Origin of the sequence: Pseudoalteromonas undina (assembly GCF_000238275.3) — a bacterium.
In the GTDB taxonomy this organism is placed as follows: Bacteria; Pseudomonadota; Gammaproteobacteria; order Enterobacterales; family Alteromonadaceae; genus Pseudoalteromonas; species Pseudoalteromonas undina.
Window position 1 is genome coordinate 1,863,783 of the sequence record NZ_AHCF03000003.1, and the last position, 17,682, is coordinate 1,881,464.

Here is a 17,682-nt window from a genome sequence, read left to right on the forward strand (position 1 = left end):
GTGTTACTTCTCCTCTGGGTGCAGCCCATCTTGATGACCTACTGCATACATAATATGGTCGTTAAACCCACTGGTTACACGTATATAACCGCTTAATTCATCATCTAATTTGCTATCGCCGGTATCACAAATCAGCGGTCGGCCATTTAAAGCCTGTAATTTTGTTTTAGTAGCCACCACAATAATATTATCGCGGCCTATCGCTTTAATTAACGCAGGACTGAGTTGTTGATTGCCTCGACCAAAAATATGCCCTTGACCGCCAATTAGAGTGATCACTAATTTTGTTTCACGTTCTTTGGTAAGTTCAAGAAGTTGCTGGGCTGTTAGGTCTTGCCCTACTAAAGCTTGATCTTCAACGAGATCAACACCGAGTAAGGTGTTTTCAAGCCCCATCTCTTCCATCACTGCGCCAACGGTAGAGCCACTACCCATGACATAGAGGATATCGGCATCCATTTCACTAACGACATAAGCAGCTATATCTGCTAGCACCAGCTCGTCAGTTTCTTTACCGCCATTTTTAACCGCTTGTACATAGCGCACTTCACTTGGCACTTGCATTTCACCATAACGTTTTGCTTTTACTGTTCCTTGGCGAAAAGCCACTTCATCAATGTCCATCACATCAGCATCGCTTAATGTTACAAGCTCACCTTTTACCAGCATTTCAACTACACGGCCTGCGGCTTTTGGCGTTATGGCATAGACGCCGGAATGAATTTTACACCCAGCAGGAATGCCCAACACGGGTACAGAGTCTTCTACAGCATGGCAAATATTGCGCGCCGTTCCGTCGCCACCAGCAAATAAGATTAAATCTACACCTTGTTGCTGTAATAAACGAGCTGCAGCTTCGGTATCGTCACTGGTTGTGGGTGAGTTACTTTGATAAACCACTTGCGTATTAAAGCCCAACGCTTTTGCTGTTTGCTCCCCCATTTCATCATTAACAGTATAAATAGTAATGTTTGATTGATGAGGTACAAGCACTTCAAGTGCAGCTTTAGTGCGGCTATTTGACTTAGGCTCTGCACCTAATGCAATGGCTTTAGCAGCGGTGTCTTCACCGTCACTGCCCTTAAGCGCAACACTACCACCGAGCCCTGCGACCGGATTTACAATCAATCCTAACTTAAACTGCATCTTTTAACTCCTCGGGAGAATGCCATGAAAACTGCGCAGCATGTAATGGCCACGTGGTGTTATAAAATTTACACAGTGCTTTTAATAGTAAGGTTGTTCTTGGGTTAAACCCGTTTTGCAATAACTCTAATAACTTTGAATGAACGCGAGACTGAAACGCAAATCGACATGTTTGCTCACCATTTAAATTATCTACCGATACGTTAAAATCAAACCCGGCAGCCACACTCAATGCCCACTCTATTGCTTGAGGTTTTACCTCTACTGATTCAAATTCCGCTTGCTGTGTAGCATCGCGCCCATCAGGGCAATACCAATAACCATAGTCTTCACTTAAACGGCGCTGAGAACCTGCCACTAACCAATGAGCTATTTCATGCAATGCACTGGCATAAAAACCATGGGCAAACACAATTTGATGATGCGGGGTTGTATCATTTGCGGGAATGTAAATAGGCTCATGCTCACCTTTTACCAAACGCGTGTTATAGCTTTGGTAAAAAGTGTGTTCGAAAATAGAAATCAGATCAGCTACTTGGTGCATAAATACTTCGTATACTCGTTTGAACCCGATGCTTTAAAGACAGATGAAATTAGTATAAAGCACACTAAAAACGAAGCGAATTGTACGTACTTTTATCTACAAAGTAAAAAACAAGTGATTAAAAACATTGTTAGCGCTAAGCGGTTTAATTTTAACGCTTTGGCCCTAAGTTATATATTTAGAAATATCTACTTCATCTATTTGTTCAGCATTGAGATAACGCTTAGCATAATCAAGATAAATACCTGAACTTAAAAATAATTCAAATACGGCTTTATCAACATGCTGATCGGCCACCATTTTAGCTAATATACCGATGGACTCACTGAGTGTTTTTGCCTTTTTATAGGGCCTGTCGGCTGCTGTTAATGCTTCAAAAATGTCAGCAAGTACCAACACCCGCTCAGGTATCGATAAATCATCGGCACTTAGTTTACGAGGGTAGCCAGTTCCTTTTAATGTTTCATGGTGAGTAGAGGCAAAACGCGGGACACGCTCCAACTCTTTAGGAAACGGTAATGTATCGAGCATACGTATGGTACTTATAATATGCTCATTAATTTTAAACCTATCTTCTGCGGTAAGGGTGCCTCTAGAAATTTGTAAATTATAAAGCTCCCCTAAATTATATTTATATTTACACGGAGCAATTTTTATTCCTAAACGCTCGTCATATTCAATCGGTTTATCATGAGGAATTAAATGCCAAGGCTTATCGCTGAGTAGCTTTTCAGTAGCAGGCAGCGTGTCACTCGTTTGTGCATAGCGATACATTTCGACAGGTGAAAGCCCTAGCTTATCGTCAAAGTGCCGCACCCAAGTAACATTGCTTAGCAAGGTTAAACGCTCAAGCGAGGCTGCTGTGATTTTTTCGCCGCCAATATTACACTGTGCAATAAAGGCAAAATCGTCCAACAACTGTTGATGTTTAGCCGCCAACTGCTTAGCTAAATCACTCTGATTTTGTGGATTTTGCTGTAATGATTTGTAGTAATCAAGCTCAGCATCTCGCCAAAGGACTTCAAAACGCGTTCTTACTTCATGAATACGATTATAAATCACCTCCAACTTAGTGCCTTTATCAACAATATGCTCTGGAGTGGTTATTTTACCGCAATCATGTAACCAAGCAGCTAAACTAAACTCTTCAACCTCTTCATCACTTTTAAACGCAAACATTTTAAAAGCTGGTAACTCTGATTCCGAAGCGGCTTTAGCAAGCTCAATACCTAGCTCTGGGACACGTTCGCAGTGTCCCGCAGTGTAGGGAGACTTATCATCAATTGCTTGAGCTATAAGCTCAACAAACGAAGCCATGAGTGCTTTTTGGCTTTCTTCGTGTTGTTGTATCGACTTGCTCATTTCGACCATAGAGCTGGCTAAAGTATTAATTTCTTTAATATGACTTTTTAAGGTTGAGACTTGCTTAAACTGACGATTTTTAATTTTATTATTTTCACCCACCAGCGTTTTAATTGGGGCAACAATGGGGGATGCAAAAAACCACGACACAGGTAATATCAAAATAAGGCAAACAGCAGTAATGATAAGAGAAAGCTTTATTTTTTTCCGTGTAGAACTCAATACATCTTCTTTAGAAACCATAATGGCTAAGTAACCTGTACTGGCTAGCGATAAATAGTCAGATAAAGGCTTAATAAATACATACTGTTCTTTGCCATTAATATGCACTAACTTTAAATTAGAGAAATTACTATCATCGTCTAATAAAGTAATTAATTGTTCATAGGGGACAGTGCCCACAATTTTTGATTTTTTCTCTGGATTAGTATTAAGCCATTTATCACTAAGTTGTTGTTTAAATTGCATAGGCAGTTGCGTGGCTGCATAGTCAAACAAGGCTTTTAATTGAGCGTCTTGGTTATGAAATAATAAGTGATAGTCATTTGAAAAAAGCGCGGCACTTTCTTCATCTAGTTGATTATACTGAACCCCATCAATAAAAAATTGTTGTTGGATATATTGTAATACCGCCTTGCTGTCTATTCCCGCATAGGTATCACCATTGGCTACATGCGTTAACAACGTTTTTGTATTGGGAACCTCTACTAAGTTAATTTCTGGAAATTGCGCTTGCAATGTTTTTACAATTGACCAGCCCTCACCCACTGCAACTGACTTACCAGCAAGTTGCTGTATGTGGGTGATTGGTGGGTTGCTCTGATGGTTAACAATACTCAAAGGCAAATTTACCATGGGTGTACTAAGCATACCTAAGGTATTATTCGTTGTGGTATTAACTACAGGATGAAGTACATCTATCTGATTATTTTTAAATAAATTAAGTAATTCTTGCCAACTAAGTCCATTAACATAATTTATCTTAATACCCAGTAGCTGCGCAATCGCATTGATATATTCAATACTGTAGCCATTGGGCGTACCACTAACACTAAAGTCCATAGGGGCCCAATTTGTTTCGTTTGATACTGTAATAGTCGGGTATTGTGCAATTACTTTTTGCTGTTGCTCGCTTAGCGTTAATTGTTTCAAGCTTTTGTTTTTATCAACCTTACCTTTCTGATTTGAAGCAACAATCTCTCCTTCTCGATTATATATAAATAACTGCGCAGAGTTATGCATATCTAACTGCTGCTGTTGTGTTAATAAATAATTAGAAATATTATCGACCATAACTCCAAGAGCTAACACATGGTCTTTGCCTTTGGTTTTAATCGAGTAGGTTTGGCCTGAAGTTTGTAAATGCGAGAATAAGTAAGGTTTAGTTTTATTCACCTGCTCTGAATTTGCTTGTTTAAACCACGTTTGCTCTCGAGGATCAAAAAACGTCGGTTTATTGGTTTGTTTTCTTAAGTTAAAATCAGCATCAAAGTAGTACCTGTGTTCTACCCTTTGCCCTTTTTCGGTTTTAATATGGATCACAACCCACCGGTCATTATCAACCGTATTTAAACGCTCTCTGACTATTTTACCACTCTCAAGATTGATAATTTCATAAAAGTCTCCGTTGCTATAGCCCATAGAAAATGCGTAAAACAAAGGGTTTAATTCCATTATTTCGCTCAATACATTACGCAGCTCTGTTTTGTCTGAAAAGTTATTACCTACTAGTGAAGTATTTTTAACCATCATATTTAAAGTATTTTCAGATTTTTCATTGATGCGTGATAGGTAATCAGCAACAGATTGCGTGGTCATATTGAAATGCAGCAGGTTAGACTCTAGTGCCATTTTTTCGCTGAAGTAATACTGTAAACTAGTGGCTATAATGGCGGTAATAGACGTTGCCAATACAAATACAGCCACAACCGTTAAACGAATAGAAAAGCGCACTGTTCTTTTTAACTTATTTAACGCTTTAAATATCATTGAACTTTCCTTGAAGCACTTTTAAGAGCAATAAATACAGAGAGTTGAATACTGCTAAAAACAATATTCATAATCCGTATGGAGCTAAAGTAATATTAGTCACAAAATCAAAAATATAAAACTTTATGCACTTATTTACTGATCACTTAATTGCGCTTACCATATGCCAACCAAAAACCTAAATTGACTCACTCTTATGGTTAAACAACACAGCTCTTTTTCGTGGCTATTTATCTCTTTTACTTTTTTAACACTCTTGGCTACTTCTGCCAGCAGTTATGCAAAAAGCATAAGTATTAACGTATTTGCTATTCCTTCTAAGCCTATTGTTGAGCTAGTCGCTAACACCAGCGATAAATTAGCTACGCACCAAATTACTACGTTTTACCAACAAGGGTTACCCGTGCACGCCACCTTGTATTTAACGGATTACCCACTTGAAGCACAAAACGAAATTAAGCAAATGGTAGAGCGTATTGCCAAAGAACATCAGTCGTTTGAGATAAAAGCCAATGGATTTAGTGTGTCACCAAGTAATTGGGCATTTATAAATTTAGAAAAATCATATCAATTACAACGATTGGCAGATGAGGTTACCCTTAAGCTTGAGCCGCTTCGCGATCATCAAGCACCAGTGCCTAGTTGGGTAAAGCATTACCCTAATAAACTTGTGGCTTTTGAACGTTATGGCAGCCCTAATGCATTTCAGAATTTTCAGCCGCATTTAACACTACTCGCAAATGAACAAAGCGCAGCATTAGCGTTAGTCAAAAAAGCACTGCACGCTGAGCCACCGCAGGCACAAGGTGAAATAATTGGGATTGGAATTGGAGTGTCTGATCAGTTTGGTCAACAAAAAGAAATACTCGCTAAGTACTTTTTTGATGCCAAATAAATAGTTAATAGTGGGAGCTAATTACACATTTATTAACTTAAATGGTTTATGGGTTTGTGGTTAGCTTATCTGTTAAATGTTTTTTAAGTATGCGGGTGTTACGCGTATTTGCTTTAAACATGGCATCAAAAATATCTCCAAAAAATGGAATGAGCCCGCCAACAAAATCAATCAACATATTTATAATAATACGGCTTTTTACTCGCTTGCTAACACCTAAGCGCTGCGCTTCAATTAGTACATAGCCAGATAAAATAAGCCCTGCTAAATCACCTATCACAGGTAAAAGCCCAATCAACGACTCTACACCAAATTTAAATTTAGTAAACGGAATACCAATGCTGCTATCGGTAAAGCGGCTAAACTCTTCGAGCCGTTTTATGGTGGCTTTATATTCAGTTTGTGAGATGGAAGCTTGATTGTTTTTTTGCATACTAACAGCTCTCTTATTTTTAGGTGCGCTGAGCACATTTAAATTGTTGAGCGGCAATAAAGATGTATAGCCTGTATATACTAAACGCGCTATTGCCCGTTTAGTATAGTTTTAAACGTAAGGCGCTTAAATAGCGCCTTTAATTGGCCCATGTTCGTGGTTTACATGTGGGTTTTGACCGCGTTGACGAAGTAAATGATCCATTAAAGTAATAGCCATCATTGCCTCAGCAATCGGAATAGCACGAATGCCTACACAAGGATCATGACGACCTTTGGTGATCATTTCAACCGCTTCATTTTCGGTGTTAATACTATTACCGGGAATAGTAATACTCGATGTCGGTTTAAGCGCAATTGATGCGATTATATCTTGCCCCGTTGAAATTCCTGCAAGCACGCCACCGGCATGATTTGAGGTAAACCCATCAGGGGTTAACTCATCACGATGCTCAGAGCCTTTTTGCTCGACTACATCAAAGCCATCGCCAATTTCAACGCCTTTAACAGCATTAATACTCATTAATGAATGTGCAAGTTCGGCATCTAGCCTATCAAATACTGGCTCACCTAATCCAACTGGTACATTTTTAGCCACTACTTTTACTTTGGCACCCACTGAGTCGCCTTGCTTTTTTAGCTCGCGCATATATTCATCAAGTGCTTCAAGCTTACTTGTATCTGGGAAGAAAAATAAATTGTTTTCCACTTCGTCCCAATCGTAGTTTTCGGCTTTTATTGGCCCTAATTGACTCAAGCATGCTTTAACTTCAATACCATGAAACTGCTTTAAATACTTTTTAGCAATGGCGCCTGCCGCAACCCTAATAGCGGTTTCACGCGCAGATGAGCGGCCACCACCACGGTAATCGCGTAGGCCGTACTTGTGCCAGTAGGTATAGTCACCGTGACCTGGACGAAATACGTCTTTAATTTTGCCATAATCTTGTGAGCGTTGATCAGTATTTTCAATTAATAAACCAATACTGGTACCGGTGGTTTTACCTTCAAAAACGCCCGCTAAAATTTTAATTTGGTCGCTCTCACGGCGCTGCGTGGTATAGCGACTTTGTCCAGGCTTTCGACGATCTAAATCGTGTTGTATGTCGGCCTCTGTTATCTCAAGGCCTGCGGGCGTGCCATCCACTACGCCGCCTAATGCAACGCCGTGGCTTTCGCCAAAGGTGGACACTTTAAATAACTGCCCTATGCTATTACCTGCCATTAACTTTCCTCATTCCTAATGACTTATAGCCGAGAATTAACTCGGCTATTGTTTTGCCCAGCCATTTGGGATGAATGGCTAGTATTAATTATTACTGTGCAAAGTAGGCATCTAGTTGTTGCTTGCTAATAACAAACACACCTAATCCGCCTTGTTCAAACTCAATCCATTCAAATGGTGCGCCTGGATACAGTGCATCCATATGTACCATAGAGTTACCTACTTCGACAAATAACAAACCGTTATCTGTTAGATGCTCACTAGCTTGATCTAAAATAGTACGTGTTACATCAAGGCCATCGTGACCCGATGCTAACCCAAGCTCTGGCTCGTGGTGGAACTCACGTGGTAAATCAGCCATATCTTCAGCATCAACGTACGGTGGGTTTGCTACGATTAAGTCATATTTTTGCCCAGGTACACCGCTGAATACGTCAGACTGGATCGGTAATACACGGTCACTTAGTTGATAGTCAGTGATATTAATATCAGCCACTTCAAGCGCTTCATAAGATATATCAACCGCATCAACTTGCGCATTTTCGAATGCTTGTGCCAATGCAATCGCGATACAACCTGAGCCCGTACATAAATCTAAAATACGCCCAACTGACTCTGGCTGCTCTAGCCAAGGTGTAAAACGATTATTAATAAGCTCAGCAAAAGGCGAGCGAGGAATTAATACACGTTCATCCACATAAAATGGCATATTGGCAAACCATGCAGTGTTGGTCAGGTATGGAACTGGGGTAAAATCGTTAATGCGCTCGGCAATTAAGCCTGCTAAACGGTTTTTTTCAGTGCTGGTTAAACGGGCATGCATCAGCTCTTTGGGTGCATCAATTGGCAAGCTAAGTGCTGGTAATAACAAACTTACCGCTTCATCCCATGCGTTATCGGTGCCATGACCAAAGAAAATACCGCTACTTGCAAATTGACTTGTCGTCCAACGAAGCCAATCGTGTAAGGTTGAAAGTTCTGCAACAGCTTCATCCAGGGTTGCTTCTTCTATTAGTAATTCACTCATCAGTATTATCTGCCTGCTACTTTCAAAAAATTAACTCAATCGGGGCACACTATGGGCCCCATGATTGCCCTATTGTATACCCAAGCCACCTCTAGGTGCGAGTGACAGTTAGAATTAAAAGTAATTTAAACAAGGCATTGATTGCAAGTGTAATAGTCACTCTGTTGTTCAAATCAATAACGCAGTATAAATCGCTTTTAAACTAACCTTATTGGCGCCGTACTATGCACCTCAAAGCTGCTTGGGTATCACACCTTTTTACTCGATTTTTACCACTTTTTTGTTTAGACTGCCGCTATGAAAAAAGATCCACACTCAAACAATCTAATTAGCCCTGATGACATTGACTTGTTTCGTCAAAGTATCAGCGGTGCGCGCGTGTTCAAACAAGACACTCACCGTTTTAGCAATAAACCTAAAGTGTCACAAGCGAAGCAATTTGCCCAGCAAAAAAAGCAACAACAATCAGAATTTTTCTTTTCTGATGAATATGTGCCCGATATAGACACTAACGGCACTGTTAATTATGTGCAACAGGGTCAGGATCGTTTTTTAGCGAAACAACTTCGCCGAGGGGATTTTATACCTGATTTAACCCTCGACCTGCATGGCTTAAATAAAGAAGTAGCCAAGGATGAGCTCGCAGGGCTTATTCATGAGTGTAAAAAAAAGCATTATTACTGCGCCTGTGTTGTACACGGAATTGGCGGCCATATCCTCAGACATAAAGTGCCGCAATACTTAGTGCAGCACCCCGACGTTATTGCTATGCATCAAGCACCACTTGAATATGGCGGTAAAGGTGCGGTACTGATATTAATTAATTTACCGCAAAGTGATGAGTTTAGACGCTAATCAACAAGAGCCTTTTAGTGCATATATTTTCGATTATATTCCCGCTGATATTTATTGTGCTATGTGGCTATATTGCTAGCCGCAGTGGCTTTTTAGAGCGTATCCATATAGCGGGATTAAGTAAGTTTACTTTTTATATTAGTGTGCCGAGCTTTTTATTTTTAAATATGGCCAAAGCAGACTTACAAACCAGTGTCAGCTTAAATGGCTTTTTAAGTTTTTACATTCCGGTTATTTTAATTTACTTTTTTGCCCTAATTATTGACCGCTACATTCTCTCTAAACATCTTCAATACGAACGCCATAGCGTGTTTGCCCTTGGCAGTAGCTATTCCAATACTGTATTGGTGGGGTTACCTATTATTATTGCCGCATTAGGCGAGCAAATGATGGGCATTATTTTTATGATCATTACCTTTCATAGCGCATTATTGTTCACCCTTACTTTTTTAATTAGTGCAAACAGCGCCAGTCATGCGTTTTCCTGGTCAGCATTTTCCAAGAATATGCTACTCAATCCGGTAGTGTTAAGTATTAGCACTGGTTTATTGGTTAATTTGGCAGGGGTTACTTTATTTGCTGACTTAACTAATGGCTTAGCGCTTTTAGCCGAACCAGCGATTGCTTGTGCGTTATTTGTATTGGGCGCTAACTTAGCTTTTTATAAAATTAGCGATAACTGGCAAGCAGCGGCCATTGCCAGTCTATTAAAATTAGTCATATTACCTACCTTGGTATTATTGCTAGGCACACACGTATTTACACTTAATGAGTCACTGTTAAAAGTACTGGTGCTATTAAGTGCATCGCCATTAGGCGTTAATGCCTATTTAATTGCATGCCAAATAAAACAACACCAAGATACCCTAGCCAGTGCGGTAGTTTTATCTACAGTATTAAGTGTGTTGAGTTTTAGTGTGTGGTTAACCATTTTACTTTAGATATATGCCTAACCACGTTTTATTGTCAGGCTTTAAGCTGGGGAGATTCGTAGTTTATACGGTTACATTAGCTGGCGCATCTATAGTGATGTAATCACTTTTATGGCTCACTTCATTGTAACTAATTTGGGCAACAGCACCAGTATTAAAAATTGGCATATTACCAGCGCATAGCTGATCAACCAAATAGCTCACCATAGGCATGTGGGCAACAACCAGCCAGGTATCGCATTCTGGATGAAGCGCAATTAACGTTTCTAAATAATCTGCAGCAACTTGAGGATTGCCCTCAGGAATAACATCGTGACAAGTTTCTTCAAATAAAAAGGTATTATTTTTTTTAACAGCCTCAGCCGTTTGCTGCGCTCTTACATAGGGGCTAACTAACAGGCCACTGGGAGCGTGCATTTTTTGCAACCATAGCCCCATTTTTTCAGCTTGCTGCTGACCCACAGAAGTCAAATTTCTACTGACATCATCAGAGTGCATCGGTGTTGCTTCACCATGACGCATTATCAAGATTGTTTTCATAAAAAATCAACCAATTAAAGAATATAAAACAGTAGCCAATTTGCTCGAATTTCCGCTATATTAATAACTCAAACCTATTTATTTTCTTAAAATAGTTCTTTCATGATGTTCAGGTAAATAGCGTCGCATTCCTGAAGTTATCATCTGTTGTTAACAATTTACGTTTAGTTTCAGGAGCATCATTTGAAAATCAGCACCAATGATAACAGAGCTTACCGCACACTAACACTGGACAATGGTCTAAAAGTGCTTTTAGTGCGCGATCAGGACTCAGCAAAAGCGGCAGCCTCCATGGCAGTTAACGCTGGTCACTTTGACGATCCTCTTGATAGGCAAGGCTTAGCGCACTTTTTAGAGCATATGTTGTTTTTAGGTACGGATCTGTATCCCGAATCCGGTAGCTTTAATAATTTTGTCTCTCAATCTGGTGGTAACACCAATGCCTGGACTGGTACCGAGCATACCTGCTACTTTTTTGATATTAATAACAATCATATTGAATCGGCGTTAGCACAATTTAGCCGTTTTTTTATAGCGCCCGCCTTAAATCCCGCAGAAACCGAAAAAGAACGTAATGCGATTGAGGCTGAGTTTAAATTAAAGATTAAAGATGATGGCCGGCGCATCTATCAAGTGCATAAAGAAACGGTTAACCCTGCACATCCATTTGCTAAGTTCTCTGTAGGCAACCTACAAACATTAGCTGATAGAAAACGCTGTATTAGTGATGAGTTACGCGACTTTTTTAATCAGCATTACCAAGCTCAATGGATGACCCTAGTGATTTGTGCCAATGAATCATTAGATACTCTTGAGGCATGGGCAACTCAATATTTCTGGCAGATTAAAGGCAATAACAGCAAGTTAAAGCCACCCATAGAGGCACCGCTTTATCGCAGCCAAGACTTGGGTAAGTTGCTCCATATTGAGCCACACAAGCATGTACAAAAGCTGATTATTAGCTTTGCTATGCCAAACATTGACGATTTTTACCGTCATAAAACTGTTAGTTTTATTGCCCACTTACTAGGGTACGAAGGGCAAGGCTCGTTGTATTCTGTACTAAAAGAACAAGGCTGGATCAATGCTCTTTCTGCCGGGGGTGGTATCAACGGTAGTAACTTTAAAGACTTTAATATTAGTATGGCACTGACCGATGAAGGCATTGAATACTACGAAGATATTATTGAAATGGTATTTGAATACATTTGCTTAATAAATAACAACATCGGCAAACTCCCTCGCCTTTATCAAGATAAGCAAAAGCTGCTGCAAATCGCATTTGATAACCAAGAAAAATCTCGGCTGATTGACTGGGTCAGCAATTTAAGTATTAACATGCAACATTACGATGAAGTTAATTACTTACAGGGCGACTATTTAATGGAAGGCTTTAAAGCCACCACTCATGAAATGGCGATGCAATGGTTAACCCCTCATAATATGCGTTTAGTGCTGATTCATCCGGGTGTAGAGCCTGAACATACAGCCGCTTGGTATAACACACCGTATAAAATTGAAAAATTGTCACTGCATTGGCTCGAAGCGCTGGCACAAATTAGTCAGCCACAAGGTGAAATGTTATTACCTACCGCAAACCCTTATTTAGCTAAAGATGTTGTTCTATATCCAATAGAGTCGCAGCAAGCTCATCCAACGTTACTGGTGAAAGAAGCTGGCTTTGATTTTTGGTTTAAACAAGATGCCACCTTCAGAGTGGCTAAAGGGCATTTTTATTTAGCCATGGACTCTGACTTTGCAGTTAAAGATGTAAAGCATATGGCATTGACTCGATTGTTTTCTGATTTGTTTATGGATAGTGTTGGCGAGCAATTTTATCCAGCTGAGCTCGCGGGCTTAAGTTATCACTTAACCTCTCACCAAGGCGGCTTAACCCTGCATACTGCAGGGCTATCTTCAAGCCAACTAGAGCTGGTTGATCAGCTAATTGATGCACTATTTAACGTAAAAATTTGTGCTAAACGCTTTGCTGAATATAAAAAACAACTGGTAAGGCACTGGCGTAATAGCAACCAAAACAAACCCGTTAGTGAGCTCTTTAGTATTTTAGGCGCTAAAATAATGCCATGGAATCCACAGCCTGACGAGTTAGCAAATGCACTTAAAGATACCTGTTTTCATCAGTTTAATGAGTTTAGACAGGCGTTTTTTAATGCACTTCATGTTGAGTCTTTTTTACATGGCAATTGGCAACAAAATGAAGCGCTTGAGTTTCAGAAAAAGGTGGCACTGCACCTTAAAAAGTCAGCCGTTATAAAAGATTTAAAGCGCCCACTCTTTGAAATTACTAAAGTGACTCGTTACGAATTAGAACTCGCTTGTAGCGATAATGCCATGGTGATTTATTATCAAGCATTAAGCGATGATGTTGATGAAAAAGTAAAAATGATGGCGCTTAATCATTTAATTAACCAAGATTATTTCAATGAGCTACGGACCACACAACAACTAGGTTATTTAGTTGGTGCCGGTTATGCGCCCTTTAATACCCGTGCCGGAATTGCTTTTTATATTCAGTCACCTAAATTTGAACCAAGCACATTACTGCACAGGCATAATGTGTTTATTAGTCAATATTTATCAACCATTGATGAACTGACAGAGCAAACCTGGCTGCAACAAAAACATGGGCTAGTGACGCATATTGCCGAAAAAGACAAAAATTTGCGTTTACGTTCACAACGTTTATGGCTTGCAATTGGCAATGGCGATCATCAGTTTAATATGCAGCAACGCCTGCTAGATTCTTTAAACGCATTAACGCTTGAAGGTTTAAAAAACTATGCAGCTGAAATTTTTGATGCTGATCGCCCAAGATATGAGCTTTTAAGCGCTAAATCTGTGAATCAATCGGAGAATCTACCACTTTATTCGCATTCTCTTTGACTCTTGCTCGCGCTTGATTTAGATTGTCTTTTGTAAATAAGAAGTAAGACAATGAACAAAATAAAAATAATAAAATACATTCTGTTGTTGACCACTTTGGTCACCGCCTACTCTGCTAGTGCATTTGAGTCATCATTTAGCTTGAACTTAAATGCGCTAGTCGTTAGCGTGTGTGCAATAATGTCATTACTGTTAATTTACTTTTTAACAGTTATTCACTCACTCAAGCGCTCACATTCCCAATTACAGCAATCTGAAAAACGCTTAAAAAGTACCGTAGAAGGTAGTGGTGACACGCTTTGGGACTGGAATATAAAAACCGGCAAAGTTATTCGTATTAACGACAAGTACGTGTTGAATAACAACAATCTAGTAGAATTCCCACCTAATAAAAGCCTTATACACCCTCGTGATTTAACTCATGTAGATTACCTACTAAAAAAACACTTTGCTGAAGAGAGTACTTTTTTTGAAGCTACTTATAGAATTAAAGATAGCTTTGGTAAATGGCATTGGGTACTCGACCGTGGAAAAATAATTGAAAAAGACGCAAACCTTAGCCCACTGAGAATGACTGGCACGGTGAGAGATATTTCTCAGCTCAAATCAACCGAAGAACGACTAAATCTATTTGCAAAATGCGTTGAGTCACTCACGGATGCACTGGCTATTTATGATAAAGATTTTAAGCTTGTTGATATTAATCCAAGCTTTTTAACTTTGTTTGGCGGTGTGCGTGAGCAATACCTTAAAAAAGAATTTCATTTAGCCGGTTACGACAAAAGCTACATAGAAACTATAAAAGACACCGTTCGAAAGCACGAGCATATTCAAGAAGAAGTAAAGCTGCGCAATAGCGATCATGCCCTACTGCCATTTGAAATTTCGATAGATGAAATTAAAAACGCGCAAAATCAAATAACTAATTACGTGGTGGTGTATTCTGATTTAACCGAGCGTAAAAAAACGGAGTCAGAGCTCAATAATTTATCCAATCGAGATCGCACCACCAGCTTACCTAACCGTAATTTATTTTTTTCTGATTTAAAAAAACTAGCAAAGCAGCATTCACACCATGCATTGTTAGTATTTGATTTAGATAACTTTAAAAAGATAAATGACTCATTGGGTCATCAGTTAGGTGACAGCTTACTGGCAAAGCTTGCTATGCGCTTAAATAAGCTTACCCGTGAAAATGATGTATTTTATCGCCTTGGCGGCGATGAATTTGCGCTGGTTATGTCAAACACCAACGATATTCTCACTATCACCCGTATGGCTAAACAGTTTTTAGCGGCAATAGCTACACCGTTTAAAATGGCAGGTCATGAACTTGCTATCACCTCAAGCGTGGGTATAGTACTGTTCCCTGAAGATGGTAACACCCCCGAAATACTATTAAAGAACGCCGATACCGCTATGTATCATGCGAAAAAGAAAGGTAACAGCTACTTGTTCTTTAATGACACCATGAACCGCCAAGCAGTAAAGCGACTACAAATAGAAAACCTAATGCGCTTTGGCTTAAAAGAAGATCACTTTGAGGTATATTATCAGCCTAAAATGAATATTCGTACTGGTAAGCTTGCTGGAATGGAAGCGTTAGTGCGTTTTATTACGCCGAAAAAGGGGGTTATTAGCCCGGGGGTATTTATTCCAATCGCCGAAGAAACAGGGCAAATTATTGAAATTGGTGAAGTGGTTTTAAACAAAGCTTGTCGTGACGTGAAACAATGGTTAGACGCTGGATTATTTAACGCTCGTGTTGCGGTAAATTTATCAGCAAAACAATTTAGCCTACCCGATTTAACTTCGCGCATTGATGTGATTTTACAAAAAAATGAACTGCCCTCTTACTTTTTAGAACTTGAGATCACCGAAGGCACCGTAATGGACGACCCACAAGAAGCCATTGCGATTATGCGCTCTTTAAGTGCCCGCGGCATTCATTTAGCTATGGATGATTTTGGTACTGGGTATTCGTCGCTGGCGTATTTGAAACAGTTCCCACTAAATACGCTTAAGGTAGATAAAGCCTTTATTGATGATATGAAGACAGAGCGTGGCCGCAATATGGTGGACTCTATTGTCACTATTGCACATAACCTTGATTTACATGTAGTTGCTGAAGGTGTAGAGCAAGCCTCACAAATAAGCATACTGGAAGAGCTTAACTGTGAAACACTTCAGGGTTATTACTACTCTAAACCACTCTCAAAAGATGAATTTACTGCGTTTTTAAAACAACAACAGAGCCAATCAAAACTAAGTTTAATTAGAGCGACGAGTTAAGCACGCCATAAGCACGTTTTTACGCCGATATTACGTATCAAGGCACGTCGATAATGCAGATTAAATAAGCACCAAGCCGCAGGTCCCAACAATCCGCTTAAAAATAACCAGCGCTTCACAGGCATACCTTTTTTGATGGTTTCAATATACATAAGTGCGATAAACACACCACTCAGTAAAATAAATAATACCATGGTCATCAAACTGCTTAAAAATTGAGGCGCGTATAATAGCGTTTAACTGGCTAAAATTAAAGCAACGTATTATTTAATTGTAGTCCTTTTTAATCAGACACAAAAAAGCCGAGCAACTTAAAAGCTCGGCTCTCAATTATCAATTCATCACAGCTTATTTGTCAGCACGACCCATAAACTTATGCTCGGCAGTATTAATGCGGATGCGATCACCCGTTGAAATATGCTCTGGTACTTGGATCGTTAAGCCCGTTGATAAGCGTGCAGGCTTTGAGCGAGCGCTGGCTGAAGCTCCCTTAATTGAAGGGTCGGTTTCTTCAACAACAAGTTCAACACTTGAAGGAAGATCAAGACCTACAGCAGTACCGTCAATTACAATAACGTGCACACCTTGGGTTTCTTCATTAACAAATTGAATTTCTTCCGCTATGGCGTCTTTATTTAAATTGTAAGGCGTGTAATCTTCATTATCCATGAAGACATACTCATCCCCATCAATATACGACAGCATGGCTTCACGACGGGTTAAATCAGCAAGATTAAGCATATCGCTGTCTTTAAATGTTTCGTCAACTTTACTACCCGTTACTACATCGTATAAACGCATACGGTATAAACTACCACCTGCACGACCTTGTGGTACTGAGCGTACGATATCTTTTACTACTAATACACGGCCATTAAAGTCAATAGCCGTCCCTTTTTTAACATCACTCGCCTTTGGCATGGGTGAATTCCTATTGTTTTTTTGATTGCGAGAAACATACCACGAAACTGATTTTGTTCAACAATAAAGTGATATGATTAGCTTCTTACTTCGTATTGACTTATAAATCTGTAATTTAGACTGAAACACGTGTTATCTAGTGGCAAAAAGCTGCTATGGTTAAGTTATCGATTATGACCTCAAGGAATGGCTCATGAACCAACAAACTGTACATACTTATTTAATGAACAAACCGTTAGTTAAACTAACGCAACCTTTTGCTAAAGATGTTGATGTATATAAAGTAAACCATAAGATGTTCGCCACCCTTGCACTGAGCAATGAGGGTGAAACCGATGAAAACGGCGAACCTATTTGGTGGCTAAACTTAAAGTGCGACCCTGATGAAGCACAGTCATTACGTGATATTTTTCCTTCGGTGATTCCAGGTTATCATATGAATAAACGCCTTTGGAATACAGTGATTTTAGACGGCTCAGTACCACAAGGTGAAATTGAGCGTATGATTGATAATTCATTTAATTTGGTGGTCGACAATATGCCAGATAAAGACAAACAGGCTATTGAAGCCTTACTGTAAATAAGCGTCTATATCTCTATATTTACTGATAATCA

At 39.5% G+C, this 17,682-nt stretch carries 15 protein-coding genes; 6 read left to right on the plus strand and 9 right to left on the minus strand.

Going from position 1 to position 17,682, the window contains the following annotated elements; genetic code table 11:
* Positions 1-3: 3 nt before the first annotated feature.
* From PUND_RS12245 to PUND_RS12255, 3 genes are all read right to left on the minus strand, one after another.
* Entirely contained in the window at positions 4-1,146 is a 1,143-nt protein-coding gene (locus PUND_RS12245; RefSeq protein WP_010391378.1) for an ATP-NAD kinase family protein, read from the minus strand.
* The gene (locus PUND_RS12250) at positions 1,136-1,690 is read right to left on the minus strand and encodes an elongation factor P hydroxylase (protein WP_010391376.1); all 555 of its coding nucleotides are present in this window, start codon (positions 1,688-1,690) and stop codon (positions 1,136-1,138) included. The genes PUND_RS12245 and PUND_RS12250 overlap by 11 nt, the downstream gene beginning before the upstream one ends.
* A 165-nt stretch (positions 1,691-1,855) precedes the next feature.
* Positions 1,856-5,041 carry an HD domain-containing phosphohydrolase gene (locus tag PUND_RS12255; protein WP_010391375.1) on the minus strand — a complete coding sequence of 1,062 codons (3,186 nt, stop codon included), beginning with the start codon at positions 5,039-5,041 and terminating at the stop codon, positions 1,856-1,858.
* 196 nt (positions 5,042-5,237) lie between these two features.
* On the opposite strand from PUND_RS12255, the gene PUND_RS12260 reads away from it, so the two are divergent.
* On the plus strand, positions 5,238-5,936 hold the full coding sequence (locus PUND_RS12260; protein ID WP_010391374.1) for a 2'-5' RNA ligase family protein: 699 nt from the start codon (positions 5,238-5,240) through the stop codon (positions 5,934-5,936).
* A 46-nt stretch (positions 5,937-5,982) separates the two neighbouring features.
* Here the strand turns inward: PUND_RS12260 and PUND_RS12265 are convergent, their stop codons facing one another.
* The 3 genes from PUND_RS12265 to prmB all read right to left on the minus strand — a co-directional run bounded on the left by PUND_RS12265 (position 5,983) and on the right by prmB (position 8,620).
* Positions 5,983-6,369 carry a DUF4112 domain-containing protein gene (locus PUND_RS12265; protein ID WP_010391373.1) on the minus strand — a complete coding sequence of 129 codons (387 nt, stop codon included), beginning with the start codon at positions 6,367-6,369 and terminating at the stop codon, positions 5,983-5,985.
* Positions 6,370-6,495: 126 nt separating this feature from the next.
* Positions 6,496-7,593: a chorismate synthase gene (gene aroC, locus PUND_RS12270; protein ID WP_008114519.1), complete on the minus strand. Its 1,098-nt coding sequence runs from the start codon at positions 7,591-7,593 to the stop codon at positions 6,496-6,498.
* A 91-nt stretch (positions 7,594-7,684) separates the two neighbouring features.
* On the minus strand, positions 7,685-8,620 hold the full coding sequence (gene prmB, locus PUND_RS12275; RefSeq protein ID WP_010391371.1) for a 50S ribosomal protein L3 N(5)-glutamine methyltransferase: 936 nt from the start codon (positions 8,618-8,620) through the stop codon (positions 7,685-7,687).
* A 297-nt stretch (positions 8,621-8,917) separates the two neighbouring features.
* On the opposite strand from prmB, the gene smrB reads away from it, so the two are divergent.
* The gene (gene smrB / locus PUND_RS12280; protein WP_008114517.1) at positions 8,918-9,475 is read left to right on the plus strand and encodes an endonuclease SmrB; all 558 of its coding nucleotides are present in this window, start codon (positions 8,918-8,920) and stop codon (positions 9,473-9,475) included.
* A gap of 17 nt (positions 9,476-9,492) precedes the next feature.
* Positions 9,493-10,416: an AEC family transporter gene (locus tag PUND_RS12285; RefSeq protein WP_010391367.1), complete on the plus strand. Its 924-nt coding sequence runs from the start codon at positions 9,493-9,495 to the stop codon at positions 10,414-10,416.
* A gap of 54 nt (positions 10,417-10,470) precedes the next feature.
* Here PUND_RS12285 and sixA read toward each other — a convergent pair whose 3' ends face one another.
* Positions 10,471-10,947, minus strand: coding sequence for a phosphohistidine phosphatase SixA (sixA, locus tag PUND_RS12290; RefSeq protein ID WP_021033112.1), 477 nt, complete (start codon positions 10,945-10,947; stop codon positions 10,471-10,473).
* A gap of 183 nt (positions 10,948-11,130) precedes the next feature.
* Here sixA and PUND_RS12295 point away from each other — a divergent pair, with 183 nt between their 5' ends.
* A complete protein-coding gene (locus PUND_RS12295) occupies positions 11,131-13,854 on the plus strand; it encodes an insulinase family protein (protein WP_010391362.1) in 2,724 nt (907 codons plus the stop codon).
* A 51-nt stretch (positions 13,855-13,905) separates the two neighbouring features.
* Positions 13,906-16,146, plus strand: a complete 2,241-nt coding sequence (locus tag PUND_RS12300) for a sensor domain-containing protein (protein WP_010391359.1) — start codon at positions 13,906-13,908, stop codon at positions 16,144-16,146.
* On the opposite strand, the gene PUND_RS18450 is transcribed toward PUND_RS12300, so the two are convergent.
* The gene (locus tag PUND_RS18450; RefSeq protein WP_010391357.1) at positions 16,143-16,346 is read right to left on the minus strand and encodes a hypothetical protein; all 204 of its coding nucleotides are present in this window, start codon (positions 16,344-16,346) and stop codon (positions 16,143-16,145) included. The two genes, PUND_RS12300 and PUND_RS18450, sit on opposite strands and share 4 nt — an antisense overlap.
* 148 nt (positions 16,347-16,494) lie before the next feature.
* On the minus strand, positions 16,495-17,067 hold the full coding sequence (gene efpL, locus PUND_RS12305) for an elongation factor P-like protein EfpL (protein ID WP_010391355.1): 573 nt from the start codon (positions 17,065-17,067) through the stop codon (positions 16,495-16,497).
* 193 nt (positions 17,068-17,260) lie between these two features.
* Here efpL and PUND_RS12310 point away from each other — a divergent pair, with 193 nt between their 5' ends.
* A complete protein-coding gene (locus tag PUND_RS12310; RefSeq protein WP_010391352.1) occupies positions 17,261-17,647 on the plus strand; it encodes an MmcQ/YjbR family DNA-binding protein in 387 nt (128 codons plus the stop codon).
* Positions 17,648-17,682 lie beyond the last annotated feature (35 nt).

What these genes read in the sequence shown, in the direction of transcription:
- PUND_RS12245 (WP_010391378.1), bottom strand. Translation starts at nt 1,146, where the DNA reads ATGCAGTTTAAGTTAGGATTGATTGTAAATCCGGTCGCAGGGCTCGGT.
- PUND_RS12250 (WP_010391376.1), bottom strand. Translation starts at nt 1,690, where the DNA reads ATGCACCAAGTAGCTGATCTGATTTCTATTTTCGAACACACTTTTTAC.
- PUND_RS12255 (WP_010391375.1), bottom strand. Translation starts at nt 5,041, where the DNA reads ATGATATTTAAAGCGTTAAATAAGTTAAAAAGAACAGTGCGCTTTTCT.
- PUND_RS12260 (WP_010391374.1), top strand. Translation starts at nt 5,238, where the DNA reads ATGGTTAAACAACACAGCTCTTTTTCGTGGCTATTTATCTCTTTTACT.
- PUND_RS12265 (WP_010391373.1), bottom strand. Translation starts at nt 6,369, where the DNA reads ATGCAAAAAAACAATCAAGCTTCCATCTCACAAACTGAATATAAAGCC.
- aroC (WP_008114519.1), bottom strand. Translation starts at nt 7,593, where the DNA reads ATGGCAGGTAATAGCATAGGGCAGTTATTTAAAGTGTCCACCTTTGGC.
- prmB (WP_010391371.1), bottom strand. Translation starts at nt 8,620, where the DNA reads ATGAGTGAATTACTAATAGAAGAAGCAACCCTGGATGAAGCTGTTGCA.
- smrB (WP_008114517.1), top strand. Translation starts at nt 8,918, where the DNA reads ATGAAAAAAGATCCACACTCAAACAATCTAATTAGCCCTGATGACATT.
- sixA (WP_021033112.1), bottom strand. Translation starts at nt 10,947, where the DNA reads ATGAAAACAATCTTGATAATGCGTCATGGTGAAGCAACACCGATGCAC.
- PUND_RS12300 (WP_010391359.1), top strand. Translation starts at nt 13,906, where the DNA reads ATGAACAAAATAAAAATAATAAAATACATTCTGTTGTTGACCACTTTG.
- PUND_RS18450 (WP_010391357.1), bottom strand. Translation starts at nt 16,346, where the DNA reads ATGACCATGGTATTATTTATTTTACTGAGTGGTGTGTTTATCGCACTT.
- efpL (WP_010391355.1), bottom strand. Translation starts at nt 17,067, where the DNA reads ATGCCAAAGGCGAGTGATGTTAAAAAAGGGACGGCTATTGACTTTAAT.
- PUND_RS12310 (WP_010391352.1), top strand. Translation starts at nt 17,261, where the DNA reads ATGAACCAACAAACTGTACATACTTATTTAATGAACAAACCGTTAGTT.